The following is a 13,119-nucleotide window of genomic DNA, read 5'->3' on the forward strand; positions in this document are numbered from 1 at the left end:
GTCATGGTCTGGCCCGCACTTGCCGTTGCAAGTGCCGGGACGATATTCCCCTCTCGTGAGGACGGATCATGCACACACGGACACTTTCCTGGGTTTACTTCACTGCGCTCGCGGTGTTGCCGCTCGCTTCCTATGGGGCGTGCACCATCAACAACACCGGCGGTGACGACACTTCCACCTGTAACAGCGCGACGGCGCCGGGTTTTACCGACGCGGCGGGTAACAATACCCTCGATATCACAGCGACAGGCCGGGTGACCGGCAACGTGGACTTCGGCGCCGGCAACGATCTTGTGGATGTGAATGGGCCAAGCGCCGGGATCGATGGGAATCTCAACCAAGGCGACGGTGCGAATATCTTTCGGCTCAATCTGGGCAGCATCACAGGGTCCGTCACTCAAGGCGCAGGCGTGGACGTGGCACAGATCAGTGGCGGCCAAGCGGGTGCCGTGCGCCAAGGGGCGGGTATCGATAGTTTTTCCATGAGTGGGGGCACCATCGCACTGCTTGAACAGGGTGACGGCCTGGACGATTTTTTCATGAGCGGCGGCACGATCACCGGCGCATTCGAGGACGGTGACCGGGCCAGGATGACCGGTGGCAGCATTGGCCGCGTCGATATGAAACTCGATAACAACCTGTTTGATATGTCAGGCGGACGCATCATCGGCAACCTTGTCACCGGCTTCGGCAACGACACCATCCTGATCTCGGGCACGGCGTTTGTAGGGGGCAACATCAGCGTCAGCGGCGGAAACGACGAAGTGAGCGTGTCAGGTGGCGACGTCAACGGTCAGGTCCTGCTCAGTTTCGGCAATGACCAGTTCATGTGGACGGGCGGGAATATCCATTCCTTTGTACTCATGGGCGCGGGTGACGATACGGCGTTGCTGCAGAACCTGATCAGTTCGCAATTGGCTGCGGCGCAGCTGCTGGATGGCGGCCTGGGCAACGACAAACTCACCCTGGACAACACCAAGGCCGGGGACCCGGGCCTGTTGACCAACTGGGAAACTGTCCAGCTGGACAACGGTTCCGAGTTGACGCTGGGCGGTACGCTCAAGCTGGGTGACAGTGACACAGGCACCGGCCGGCTGGAAGTGGACGGCACGAGCAGGTTGCTGGCCAGTGCGGGCGTCATCGAAGCCTTTACCGCCGGCCAGAGGGTCAACGTCAACAACAGTGGCACGATCGACATGACCACTGGCAGCGCCAGCGCTGGCGACACACTGACCATCAGGGGCAATTACACCGGCAATGGCGGGCGTCTTGCGCTGCAGAGCGTGTTGGGGGGCGACGGTTCGCCCAGCGACAAACTGGTGATTGACCAAGGGACCTTCGGCGGCACCACCGCAATCGGCGTGACCAACCTGGGCGGTGCGGGGGCGGCGACCGTGCAGGACGGTATCCAAGTGGTGCAGGCACTCAACGGCGCCACCGGCAGCGCCAGTGCCTTTACCCTGGCAGGCCCGGTCTCTGCCGGCGCCTTCGATTACCGGTTATTCAAGGGCGGCGTAACGGCCGGCACGGCAGACAACTACTACCTGCGCTCCACTGTCCCGGTAGAGCCGCCAGGCCCGATTGTTATCCTCCCCGTACCGGGCCCCGGTGAGCTCCCCCTACCCGACAATCCAGGCGACACACCGATCCCCATCTACCGCCAGGAAGTGCCGATCTACGCAGTACTGTTTCCGGCTGCCGACCAGCTTGTGCGGGCCATGCTGGGAACGTACCACGAGCGCATGGGTGACCAGAGCCAGCAGCTAAACACGGGGGCGTTCCCTGCCGGGTGGGGCCGGGTCTATGGCAACAGCAGTCGCCAGGGTTTTGCTGGCACGGTCAGCCCGACACTGGACAGCACGATCACGGGCTTCCAGGTGGGCACTGACATCTACGCCAACACCAATAGCCGTGGCCAGACCCAACGTGCCGGTTTCTTCGTCGGTCATAGCACCCTGAATGGCAACGTCAAAGGCTTCAGTGGTGGCTGGCAGGACAGGGACGCAGGCAACACCACCTTGCGCGGTGACAGCCTGGGCGCTTACTGGACACTGATCGGTGCCAACCAGGCGTATGTTGACCTGGTGCTGACGGGGACCCGCTTCGACGGCAACAATGAATCGGACCGTGGTGTGAAGATGGATACCGGAGGGCATAACGTCACCGCATCCGCTGAAGTCGGCTGGCCGTTCCAGGCCACCGATACCTGGACAGTGGAACCCCAAGCTCAACTGATCATTGGCAAGACCCGGCTGGATACCCAGAACGACGGTATTTCCGACGTCACGTATGACGCCGACACCAGCGTGACGACACGCCTGGGTGTGCGGTTACGCGCTGACTACACCGTCGGTGGCCTGCCCTTGCAGCCCTATGTGCGCGCCAACGCCTGGCATGCCAGCGCCGGGGACAACAGTGTGACCTACAACCACGCCACCCGCATCGACACCGAGCAAAAATCCACCACCATGGACGTCAGCCTGGGGGCCACCTTGCAGATCGCTCACGACGTGAACCTGTACGGCGAAGTGGGTTACAACCGCAACCTCGATAGCAACCCCTACAACGGGCGCGAAGGCACCGTGGGTGTCAGGGTCGCGTTCTAGGTTTGTATCGCAGTGTGTACAGGACCCACTGCGATACACCGTCTTTAACTCAGCGAGTTTCCTGAAACAGGCCAGATACAGCCCGGCGTTCAACTGACACCAGGCACACATCAAGCCGCAGGAGGCTCGCCATGCACGCTCAGTTGACCCGCCGTACCCAACGCACTTCCCTCTCGCTGGCCCTTGCCCTGCTCCCCCTGGGCTTGCTTGGCGTGGCCCATGCGGAAATGCCCGAGGCGCCGACCAAAGCCGTCGTCAGCCCTCAAGCCGGCTTCGGCGCCCTCAAGCACGTCAAGGCCGGGCTGCTGGACGTGGCCTACGCCGAGGTCGGGCCGGCTACTGGCCCAGCAGTGATCCTGCTGCACGGCTGGCCCTACGATATCGACAGCTATGCCCAGGTCGCCCCGCTGCTGGCGGCCCAGGGTTATCGCGTGCTGATCCCGTACGCGCGGGGGTATGGCGACACCCGGTTCCTCTCGGATAAAACCCTGCGCAACGGCCAGCCGGCGGCGCTGGCCGCTGACGTGATCGACTTCATGGACGCGCTGAAGATCCAGCAAGCCGTACTCGGCGGCTACGACTGGGGCGCGCGCTCGGCGGACATTGTCTCGGCGTTGTGGCCGGAGCGGGTCAAGGCCTTGGTGTCGGTCAGCGGTTACCTGATCGGCAACCAGGCCGCGGGCAAGAACCCGTTGCCACCCAAGGCCGAATTGCAATGGTGGTATCAGTTCTACTTCGCCACCGAGCGCGGCGCTGCGGGTTACCAGAAAAACACCCACGACTTCGCCAAGCTGATCTGGCAACTGGCATCGCCGCAATGGAAGTTCGATGACGCCACGTTCGACCGCAGTGCCAAAGGCCTGGAAAACCCGGATCACGTGGCGATCACCGTGTTCAACTACCGCTGGCGCCTGGGCCTGGCCCAGGGCGAGACGCAGTACGCCCCGCTGGAACAGAAACTTGCCCAGGCACCGTCCATTGGCGTGCCCACCATCACCCTCGAAGGCGACGCCAACGGTGCCCCGCACCCGGCACCCGAGGACTACGCCAAGCGCTTCACCGGCAAGTATGCGTTCCGCCTGATCAAGGGTGGCATCGGCCACAACTTGCCTCAGGAAGCACCCGAGGCGTTTGCCAAGGCGATCATTGACGCGGATCACCTGTGATCGAGCGTGTCGTCTTCACCCAGTGGGCGCCCTTATAGCGTGAGAACGAATAGGCGATCCACAGCCAGATAAACCAGGCCGGCATCACGCACAGCGCCAGGCGTGTATCCGGCCGCAGCGCCAACAAGCCGAGCACGAACGCCATGAACGCCAGGGAAAACCAGGCCATCGGTACTCCGCCCGGCATCTTGTAGAGGGATTTGGCGTGCAAGTCCGGGCGCTGTTTGCGGTAGGCGATGTAGGACGCCAGGATCGTCGACCAGGTAAAGATCACCAGGATCGCCGACACCGTCGACACGATGGTGAAGGCGGTCATCACCTCCGGCACCACAAACAGCAACACCAGCCCCAACAGCATCAGCAAGGTGGTGAATGCCAGGCTGATAAACGGCACGCTACTGGTCGACAGGCGCCGGAAGATCCCTGGCGCGTCCCCCAGGTCAGCCAAGCCGAACAGCATGCGGCTGGCAGAAAATACCCCGCTATTGGCTGAAGACGCGGCCGACGTCAGCACCACGAAGTTGACGATGCCTGCTGCGGCGGGAAAGCCTGCCACCAGGAACAACTCCACGAACGGACTCTTGCTCGGCGAGACTTGCTGCCATGACGTCACCGCGATGATGCACGCGAGGGCCAGTACATAAAACAGGATGATGCGCAGCGGGATCGAGTTGATCGCCTTGGGCAGCGTCTTCTCCGGCGCGCGGGTTTCAGCGGCGGCCGTGCCGATCAACTCGGTACCGGCGAAGGAAAAGATCGCCATCTGGAACCCGGCGAAAAAGCCGAACAGGCCGTTGGGAAACGCCGCCTGCTTGTCCAGCAAGTGGTTCAACGACGCGGTGACGCCGGTGGGCGAGACAAACGAGCTGGCGATCAGCACCAGGCTCACGCTGATCAGGGTCACCACGGCGATGATCTTGATGATCGCGAACCAGAACTCCACTTCGCCAAACAGCTTGACCGTCAGCACGTTTAACGCGAACAGCGTCAACAGCATGCCCACGGCGGGCATCCAGGCCGGCACATGAGGAAACCAGTACTGGAAAAAACCGCCGACGACCACCGCGTCCCCCACCACGGCCACGCTCCAGCTCAGCCAGTACGACCAGCCGAGAAAGAACGCCGCGCGTGGTCCCAGGTACGCACCGGCAAAGTCAGCGAAGCTCTTGAAGTCAAGGTTGGACAGCAACAGCTCACCCATCGCGCGCATCACGAAATACACGAACAGCCCGATGATCATGTAGATCAGGATGATCGAAGTACCGGACAACGCAATGATCTTGCCGGAGCCCATGAACAGGCCGGTGCCGATCGCACCGCCCATGGCCATCAACTGGATATGGCGGTTGCTCAGGGTGCGTTGCAACGCGGGCTTTTCACACAGCCCAGGCGTGGTTGTTTTCATCACAAAACCTCTTGTTATGTTTTTGAGTTTTGGCAGAAAAAAAGTCGAGTGCTGGTGGTGTTATGGGGTGTTGCTTTCGAAGCCGTGCAGCACGTTGACGGCGTTGATGCCGATCTCGTCGACCATGTAGCCGCCTTCCATCACGAACAACGTGGGCACGCCCACGCTGGCGATGATTTCGCCCATGCCGAGGAAGTCCTGGCTGTCGAGCAGGAAGTGGCTGATGGGGTCGTCCTTGAAGGTGTCCACGCCCAGGGAGATCACCAGCACTTCAGGCGCAAAGCGACGCAATTGCTGGCAAGCGTCGATCAGGGCGGTTCGGTACTCGGCCCAGCTGGTGTTTTTTGGCAACGGATAATTCAGGTTGAACCCCTCCCCGGCCCCTGCGCCGCGCTCACCGCGAGCGCCGGAGAAATACGGATAGGACACCGCCGGATCGCCGTGCAAGGAGATGAACATCACGTCCGCACGGTCGTAGAAAATATTTTGCGTGCCGTTGCCGTGATGGAAATCCACATCCAGCACCGCCACGCGCTTGGCGCCTTGCGTGATGGCCTGCTGCGCGGCAATCGCGGCGTTGTTGAGGTAGCAATAGCCGCCCATGTATTCACGCGCGGCATGATGGCCCGGTGGGCGGCAGAGGGCGAAGGCGCTGTTGTGGCCTTCGTCCAGCAGCGCCAGGCCGGTCAATGCAATATCGGCACTGGTCCTGACCGCATCCCACGTGGTGCGCGTAATCGGCGAACCGGCGTCCATGGCAAAGAAGCCGAGCTTGCCGTCAATGAAATCCGGCACCTGCTGGTTGGCCAGGTCACGTACCGGCCACACCAGGGGCAACGCGTCATGCGTGCGACCGATGGCGGTCCATTCGGCCCAGGCGGTTTCCAGGAACGCCACGTAACGCTCGCTGTGGGCGGCGACGTAACAGGCGCGGTCAAAGCGGCGCGGCGTGATGATATCGCCCAGGCCAACTTGCCTGACGCGGTCACGCACGGTGTCGGCGCGGCTCGGTTGTTCGAACGAGGGCTTGAGCACGCCATCCTTGAGTTCGGTGCCATGGTGCAAACGGTGGGCTTCGCTGAAAACAGTCAACATGTGGGGCATCCGCCAGTAAAAGACAGGTCTATTTTGTTCTGGCAACGCCGGGCTTTCTTTGCTTTTAGTTGCGTCACTGTTAGCGTTATCGGGACGTTTTTGCCATTCCGAGCCTAGTTATGAAAAATAAATCCAAACAGGTCGCTCTTGACGACACCGATCTCGCCATCCTCGCCCTGCTGCAGGCAGACGCCAGTATTTCCAACGCGCAACTGAGCGAGCGTCTGTCCCTGAGCCTCACGCCTTGCTGGCGCCGACGCAAACGCCTGGAAGAAGAAGGCGTGATCAAGGACTACCAGGCCAACCTGGACCGCAAGATGCTCGGGCTCGACATCATGGCGTTCGTCCACGTGCGTTTCGCGATCCATACCGACCATGCGCCAGACGCCTTCGAGGCCGTGGTGAAGGAGCTGCCGCAGGTGTTGTCGTGCCACAAGATCACGGGCGATGCGGATTACCTGTTGCAGGTCCTGGCGCAAGACCTGGACAGCTACAGCGAGTTTGTCGAGAGCGTGCTGCGCCGGCAGTTGGGGATTGCCTCGATACAGTCGAGCCTGGCGTTGCGTGAGGTGAAGGCAACGAGCCGAGTGGCTATTTCGAAGCGTGAATGAGCGTCGACACAGGGGCTACTGCGTGAAGGCAGTAGCCATACCCCTCCCATTCCTGATGTGAAAAATTCGTTAACTAATTCTCACCAAAGTCTTTTTCCCGACAGTTCGATCTGGCACACTGATGCGAATAATTATCAACATCTTTATTATTCGCTAAGGACAGCGTTCGGGGAGAGTCAGGTCCATGTCTGTGCAACAACTCGGCGGCAAAGGTTTTTCACCCAGTTTGATGGCGTTGGCCGTCTGTCTTGCAAGCTCTCAAGCAGTGTTCGCCGCTGATGCGCAAAAGGCCGTGCCACTGGAGCTGGGCGCTACCCAGATCAGCAGTGAACAGCTCGGAGAGACCACTGAAGGCACGCAGTCCTACACCACCGGCGAGATGGCCACCGCCACCAAGCTCCCCCTGACGATGCGCGAGACGCCCCAGGCTGTCACGGTCATTACCCGTCAACGCATGGACGACCAGGCAATGACCAGCGTCAACGACGTGGTCAAGAACACCCCCGGCCTGTTCCTCAGCCAATCCAGCGGCCCAGGGCGCCAGACGTACAGCTCGCGCGGCTTCGACATCGACAACATGATGTTCGACGGCATCCCCAGCTCCTATTCCGGCTACGCCAACAGCGTGCAGCCCAACCTGGCGATGTTCGACCGTGTGGAAGTGATTCGCGGCGCCACCGGTCTGGTCACGGGCGCCGGTAACCCTTCGGCGGCGATCAACTTCGTGCGCAAGCGCCCCACTGCCACACCGCAGGTGTCGATCACTGGCGCCGCCGGTAGCTGGGACGATTATCGCGGCGAGTTCGACGCCTCCAGCGCCCTGAATGACAGCGGCACCTTGCGCGGCCGCGTAGTGGGCTCCTATCGCGACGCCAACAGTTTCCGCAAGGGAGAAGAAAGCGACCACGGTCTTTTCTACGCCATCGGCGAAGCCGACCTCAGCGAAAACACCACGGCCACCCTGGGCTTCTCGCGCCAGGAAGACCAGACCAACTTCTTCTGGGGCGGCTTGCCCATTGGCACCGATGGCCACCACCTGAACCTGCCCCGCTCCACCAACCCCGGCTCTGACTGGGAAAACAAGAAACTGACCATCGACACCGTCTTTGGTGACATCGAACATCGCTTCGACAACGGCTGGAAACTCAATATCGCCGGTTCGTCATCACAGTTGGACGGCGTATTCACCGGCACCTACCAATCGCGCTACCAGACCACCCTTGCGCGTACCGCCTACCAATCGCACCAGGACGATAAGCAATATGGCCTGGACACTTACTTCAGCGGCCCGGTCGAAGCCTTCGGCCGCACCCATGAAGTGGTGGTCGGCACCAGCAAACGCATCTATGACGCTACGTCCAAGGAATACAGCCCCTACGACACCAACTACCCGCTCAATGGCGCAAAGCCGGACTTCGTACGCGATGGCAAAGGCCACAGCATCACCACTCAGGATGGCGTCTACCTGACCACCCGCCTGAACCTCGCGGACCCGCTCAAGGTGATCCTTGGTGCACGGGTGGATTGGTACGACTACGATGACCGCCAGGGCGACGGCGACTATAAAGTCACCCGCAATCTCACGCGCTACGCCGGCGTGATCTATGACCTGAATGACCAATACTCGGTCTACGCCAGCTACACCGACATCTTCACACCGCAGACAAGCCGAGACTTTTCGGACAAGCCACTGGAACCTATCGTCGGCGAAAACTACGAGGTGGGTATCAAGGGCGAATACTTCAACGGCGCGCTCAATGCCAGCCTGGCCGTGTTCCAGATCGACCAGAAAAACCGCGCGACGCTGCCAGACAGCCAGGTGGGATGCCCGATCACCGCCTGCTATGAGGCCTCCGGCCTGGTACGCAGCCAAGGTATCGACCTTGAGCTGCAAGGCGCGCTCACTGAAAACTGGCAAGTCGGCGGTGGCTTCACCTACACCCGCGCCCATTACATCAAGGACACCAACTCGGCCAACGACAACCAGCGCTTCGACACCGACACCCCGGAGCGCCTGTTCAAGCTCACCACGTCCTACCGGTTCCAGGGCCCGCTGGAAAAACTGCGCATCGGCGGCAACGTCTACTGGCAGAGCCGCATGTACAACGATGTGGTCCTGGCCAATAGCAGTACCTATCGCCTGGAGCAAGGCAGCTATGCCGTTGCAGACGTCATGGCCGGCTACCAGGTGAACAAGCACCTGGACCTGCAGTTGAACGTCAACAACATCTTCGACCGCACCTACTACTCGGCAATCGCCACCAGCCCGATCTGGGGTTCCACCGACACCTACGGCAACCCGCGCAGCTTTGGCGTCACGGCTAAATACAGCTTCTGACCGCTATCCGATAACGGCTACCCGCCCGGGTAGCCGTTGCTAAAGTCCCGCCTCCCGATGCCGATATACGTTTGGCATCACAGAATCCAATAAAAACCAAGAAACCTGATTCGCTCCAACCTGCCCCTCGCTTTGTCTCGGCCAGACCACATGGAGTAAGTGTGAATGCCCACTCGCACGCGTTTTTTCGAGCACTACCGCAAAGCCGACCGCATCATGCTCGCATTGGTCTGGCTGATGTTCCTGTTCTCCCTAGGCCTGGCGTTCTGGCACGACACCCTGATGCAGGCCGTGATAGTCGGCGGTGGCACCAGCGTGGTGCTGACCGCGCTCTACCGCGCCATCGGTGGCACCCGTGTGATGCGTTGTGCCCTTGGCGCAGGCTTGATGGTCATGGCAGCGCTGCATATCAACCAGGCCCAGGGCGTGATCGAATCGCACTTCGGGATCTTTGCATTACTGGCGGTGCTGACGTTTTACCGTGACTGGCTGCCGATCCTGGTCGCAGCGGCCACCATCGCCGTGCACCACGTGGTGTTCCATGCCTTGCAACATCAAGGCTTCCCGGTGTTCGTGATGGAGCACCACGGCGGCTGGACGATGGTGTTCGTGCATGCGTTCTACGTCGTGATGGAGACCGTCGCCCTGCTTTACCTCGCCGTGCACAGCCAGGCCGAAGCGGTCGAAGGCCAGGAAATGCTCGAGAAGATGCTCGCGGTGACCTCCCAATTCAGCGCACAGACTGCCCAAGGCGAGGGCAAGGTGCATGTTTCGCTGGCCAAACGGTTCGACCACTTCCTGCAGCAGATCACCCACCTGATCGACGGCGTCGCCCGCGATTCCCACGGCCTCGGCCAACTCGGCCAGGAATTGGCCAGCGCCAGTGGCACCCTGGAAAAAGGCGCGCGGCATCAATTGGCCGAAATCACCGAGATGACCGGCTCGATGCAACGCATGGAGGACGCCATGGGCCACATCGCCGTGCACGTCGAGCAAGCGGTAGACCACGCCGGCAAGGCCAGCCAACAGATCCAGCGCGGGCAGGAAAGCGTCGGCCGCGCCCAGCAGGAAATCACCCAGTTGGCTTCACGCCTCAACGGCACCCACGAAACCGTGCAAGGCCTGGCCGTGCAAGCCGAACAGATCGGCACCGTGCTTGAGGTCATCAGCAGCATCGCTAACCAAACCAATTTGCTCGCCCTCAACGCCGCCATCGAGGCGGCCCGCGCCGGCGAACAAGGCCGTGGCTTCGCCGTGGTCGCCGACGAAGTCCGTAGCCTCGCGCAACGAACGGCGGTGTCCACCCAGGAAATCAAAACCATCATCGAAGGTCTGCAACACGGCAGCCGCCAAGCGGTCGAAGCCATGCACAGTAGCCGCCAGGGCGTGGACCGTTGCGTGGAGGACAGCCAGGTGGCCGTCGAAATGCTACGCGCGGTCGGCAATGACATCGCCCACATCGACGACCTGAATGGACGAATTGTCACCACCACGCGCGAGCAAACCTCGGCGAACCTGGAGATTGTCGGGCGACTGCAGTCGGTGCAGAGCATTGCGCAAAGCACCGCCGACGATGTGGAGACCTTGGCGAGAAGCAGCGAGCGCTTGCCGCCGATTGCGGTGCGCCTGGATGCATTGGGGAGAAGGTTTCATCAATAGACCTTGGGGGCGCCACTGTGCGCCCACACCCTAACTCCACCAACGCCGCGCTGGCCGTTGCACCCCACTGCGAATTTCGTCGGCCGATGCCCTGGATGCTCGGCCTCCCTACACGCTGCGATGACAGCCTTGAGTTCAGCATCAAGCCGTGATGCGTCGGGCTACTGGACAGCGGGGTCGGCAACAACCGTGCGCGGGGCGTGTGCCTGGCAACAAACGTTCCTGCACTAGCTCCCCCTCACCTGGCCCAATTCCTGCCTCCTTCTCCCTCATCAAGTCGCTGCTGACTACGCGGAAGACTCTTTTGGGCCCCGCCGCCCAACCGCCTGCACCGATAATCGGTCATCCCCCAGCTATCCCGAGGCCTTCCCCCATGACGAGCCCCTCCACCGAACAGGTCAGCCCTCAAACCCTGAAAAAGGTCATCATCGCCGCCGGCATCGGTAACTTCGTCGAGTGGTTTGACTTCGCCGTCTACGGGTTCCTGGCCACCACCATCGCCCAGCAATTCTTCCCCAGCGGCGACGCCAGCGCGGCGTTGCTGAAGACCTTCGCCGTGTTCGCCGTGGCCTTCGCCTTCCGGCCCCTGGGCGGCATTTTCTTTGGCATGCTGGGTGACCGGATCGGCCGTAAACGCACCCTGGCCATGACGATCCTGTTGATGGCCGGCGCCACCACGCTGATCGGCCTGCTCCCCACCTACGCCGCCATTGGTGTCGCGGCGCCGATTCTTCTGTCGCTGATTCGTTGTGCCCAAGGCTTCTCCGCCGGGGGTGAATACGCCGGTGCCTGTGCCTATTTGATGGAGCATGCGCCGAGTGACAAACGTGCCTGGTACGGCAGCTTTGTGCCGGTGTCGACGTTTTCCGCCTTCGCTGCCGCCGCCGTGGTGGCGTACGCCTTGGAAGCGTCGTTATCTGCCGAAGCGATGGGCAGCTGGGGCTGGCGCCTGCCATTCCTGATCGCCGCACCGTTGGGCCTGGTCGGGCTCTACCTGCGCTGGAAGCTGGACGAGACACCCGCCTTCCAGGCCGTGAAGGAAGAGCACGCAGTCGCCCACTCGCCACTCAAGGAAACGCTGCGCAACCATGGTGCGGCGATCTGCTGCCTGGGCGCTTTTGTATCACTGACGGCGCTGTCGTTTTATATGTTCACCACCTACTTCGCCACGTATCTGCAAGTGGCCGGTGGGCTGAGCCGTGCGATGGCGTTGCTGGTGTCGCTGATTGCATTGATCTTCGCGGCGGCGATTTGCCCGCTGGCGGGGTGGTATTCGGATCGAGTGGGACGTCGGGTCACCGTGATGACCGCGTGCGTGTTGTTGATCGTGGTGGTGTATCCATCATTCCTGATGGCCAGTTCCGGCTCGTTCGCGGCGTCGATCGTCGGCGTGATGCTGTTGGCGGTGGGAGCGGTGTTGTGTGGCGTGGTCACGGCGGCGTTGCTATCGGAGACCTTCCCGACACGCACGCGGTACACCGCCTCCGCGATTACCTACAACATGGCTTACACGATCTTCGGCGGCACCGCGCCGCTGGTCGCGACCTGGTTGATCAGTACCACGGGCAGTAACCTGTCACCGGCGTTTTACCTGATTGCAGTGGCGCTGCTGGCGTTGGCTGGCGGGTTGGCGCTGCCGGAGACATCGAGGATTTCCCTGCACGACGTGGGCACGGAGGAAAAAGACGCGGAGCCGTTGCTGTCGCGGTAAGTCCTTGAGGGAGCTGTCGAGCTTTAGCGAGGCTGCGAAAGCGGTAGGTCAGCCGATGAAAAGGCCAGCAGTGCCGCCGCCTTCGCAGCCTCGCTGGGGCTCGACAGCTCCCACAGTTGAGCTTCGCCACGGCTCCAATCGCGCTCGCAGGCATAACCCAGCCCCAACCAGCACAACCGATCCCTTGTGGGAGCTGTCGAGCTTTAGCGAGGCTGCGAAAGCGGTGTGTCAGCCGACGAATATGCCGGCAGTGCCGCCGTCTTCGCAGCCTCGCTGGGGCTCGACAGCTCCCACAGTTGAGCTTCGCCACGGCTGAAATGGCGCCCTCAGGCACAACCCAGCCCTAACCAGCACAGCCAATCCCCTGTGGGAGCTGTCGAGCTTTAGCGAGGCTGCGAAAGCGGTAGGTCAGTCGACGAAATTTCCGGCAGTGCCGCCCCCTTCGCAACCGCCCCAGGACGCGACAGGTCCCCTAGCGCCGTAGACAGGTATGATCAGCAGTATCCCGAGCCGCCTGGACCTTGACTC

At 61.6% G+C, this 13,119-nt stretch carries 8 protein-coding genes; 6 read left to right on the forward strand and 2 right to left on the reverse strand.

What is annotated here, in order from left to right:
* Positions 1 to 68: 68 nt before the first annotated feature.
* The gene (locus ATH90_RS14565) at positions 69 to 2,606 is read left to right on the forward strand and encodes an autotransporter family protein (RefSeq protein ID WP_098466591.1); all 2,538 of its coding nucleotides are present in this window, start codon (positions 69 to 71) and stop codon (positions 2,604 to 2,606) included.
* 131 nt (positions 2,607 to 2,737) lie between these two features.
* Complete coding sequence (locus tag ATH90_RS14570) at positions 2,738 to 3,772, forward strand: alpha/beta fold hydrolase (RefSeq protein ID WP_098466592.1); 1,035 nt, start codon at positions 2,738 to 2,740, stop codon at positions 3,770 to 3,772.
* Here ATH90_RS14570 and ATH90_RS14575 read toward each other — a convergent pair.
* Positions 3,750 to 5,177: an amino acid permease gene (locus tag ATH90_RS14575; protein WP_098466593.1), complete on the reverse strand. Its 1,428-nt coding sequence runs from the start codon at positions 5,175 to 5,177 to the stop codon at positions 3,750 to 3,752. The two genes, ATH90_RS14570 and ATH90_RS14575, sit on opposite strands and share 23 nt — an antisense overlap.
* A gap of 60 nt (positions 5,178 to 5,237) precedes the next feature.
* Positions 5,238 to 6,272, reverse strand: coding sequence for a histone deacetylase family protein (locus ATH90_RS14580; RefSeq protein ID WP_034105003.1), 1,035 nt, complete (start codon positions 6,270 to 6,272; stop codon positions 5,238 to 5,240).
* Between the two features lie 119 nt (positions 6,273 to 6,391).
* Between ATH90_RS14580 and ATH90_RS14585 the strand changes: the two genes are divergently transcribed.
* The 4 genes from ATH90_RS14585 to ATH90_RS14600 all read left to right on the forward strand — a co-directional run bounded on the left by ATH90_RS14585 (position 6,392) and on the right by ATH90_RS14600 (position 12,591).
* Positions 6,392 to 6,883 (forward strand): Lrp/AsnC family transcriptional regulator, encoded by a 492-nt coding sequence (locus tag ATH90_RS14585; protein WP_034105001.1) that lies wholly within the window; start codon positions 6,392 to 6,394, stop codon positions 6,881 to 6,883.
* 184 nt (positions 6,884 to 7,067) lie between these two features.
* On the forward strand, positions 7,068 to 9,221 hold the full coding sequence (locus ATH90_RS14590; RefSeq protein ID WP_098466594.1) for a TonB-dependent siderophore receptor: 2,154 nt from the start codon (positions 7,068 to 7,070) through the stop codon (positions 9,219 to 9,221).
* 966 nt (positions 9,222 to 10,187) lie between these two features.
* Positions 10,188 to 10,880 (forward strand): methyl-accepting chemotaxis protein, encoded by a 693-nt coding sequence (locus tag ATH90_RS29940; protein WP_397457495.1) that lies wholly within the window; start codon positions 10,188 to 10,190, stop codon positions 10,878 to 10,880.
* A 373-nt stretch (positions 10,881 to 11,253) separates the two neighbouring features.
* Positions 11,254 to 12,591 carry an MFS transporter gene (locus ATH90_RS14600; protein WP_098466596.1) on the forward strand — a complete coding sequence of 446 codons (1,338 nt, stop codon included), beginning with the start codon at positions 11,254 to 11,256 and terminating at the stop codon, positions 12,589 to 12,591.
* Positions 12,592 to 13,119 lie beyond the last annotated feature (528 nt).

Origin of the sequence: Pseudomonas lurida, from assembly GCF_002563895.1 — a bacterium.
GTDB lineage: Bacteria > Pseudomonadota > Gammaproteobacteria > Pseudomonadales > Pseudomonadaceae > Aquipseudomonas > Aquipseudomonas lurida.

What these genes read in the sequence shown, in the direction of transcription:
- ATH90_RS14565 (WP_098466591.1), top strand. Translation starts at nt 69, where the DNA reads ATGCACACACGGACACTTTCCTGGGTTTACTTCACTGCGCTCGCGGTG.
- ATH90_RS14570 (WP_098466592.1), top strand. Translation starts at nt 2,738, where the DNA reads ATGCACGCTCAGTTGACCCGCCGTACCCAACGCACTTCCCTCTCGCTG.
- ATH90_RS14575 (WP_098466593.1), bottom strand. Translation starts at nt 5,177, where the DNA reads ATGAAAACAACCACGCCTGGGCTGTGTGAAAAGCCCGCGTTGCAACGC.
- ATH90_RS14580 (WP_034105003.1), bottom strand. Translation starts at nt 6,272, where the DNA reads ATGTTGACTGTTTTCAGCGAAGCCCACCGTTTGCACCATGGCACCGAA.
- ATH90_RS14585 (WP_034105001.1), top strand. Translation starts at nt 6,392, where the DNA reads ATGAAAAATAAATCCAAACAGGTCGCTCTTGACGACACCGATCTCGCC.
- ATH90_RS14590 (WP_098466594.1), top strand. Translation starts at nt 7,068, where the DNA reads ATGTCTGTGCAACAACTCGGCGGCAAAGGTTTTTCACCCAGTTTGATG.
- ATH90_RS29940 (WP_397457495.1), top strand. Translation starts at nt 10,188, where the DNA reads ATGGGCCACATCGCCGTGCACGTCGAGCAAGCGGTAGACCACGCCGGC.
- ATH90_RS14600 (WP_098466596.1), top strand. Translation starts at nt 11,254, where the DNA reads ATGACGAGCCCCTCCACCGAACAGGTCAGCCCTCAAACCCTGAAAAAG.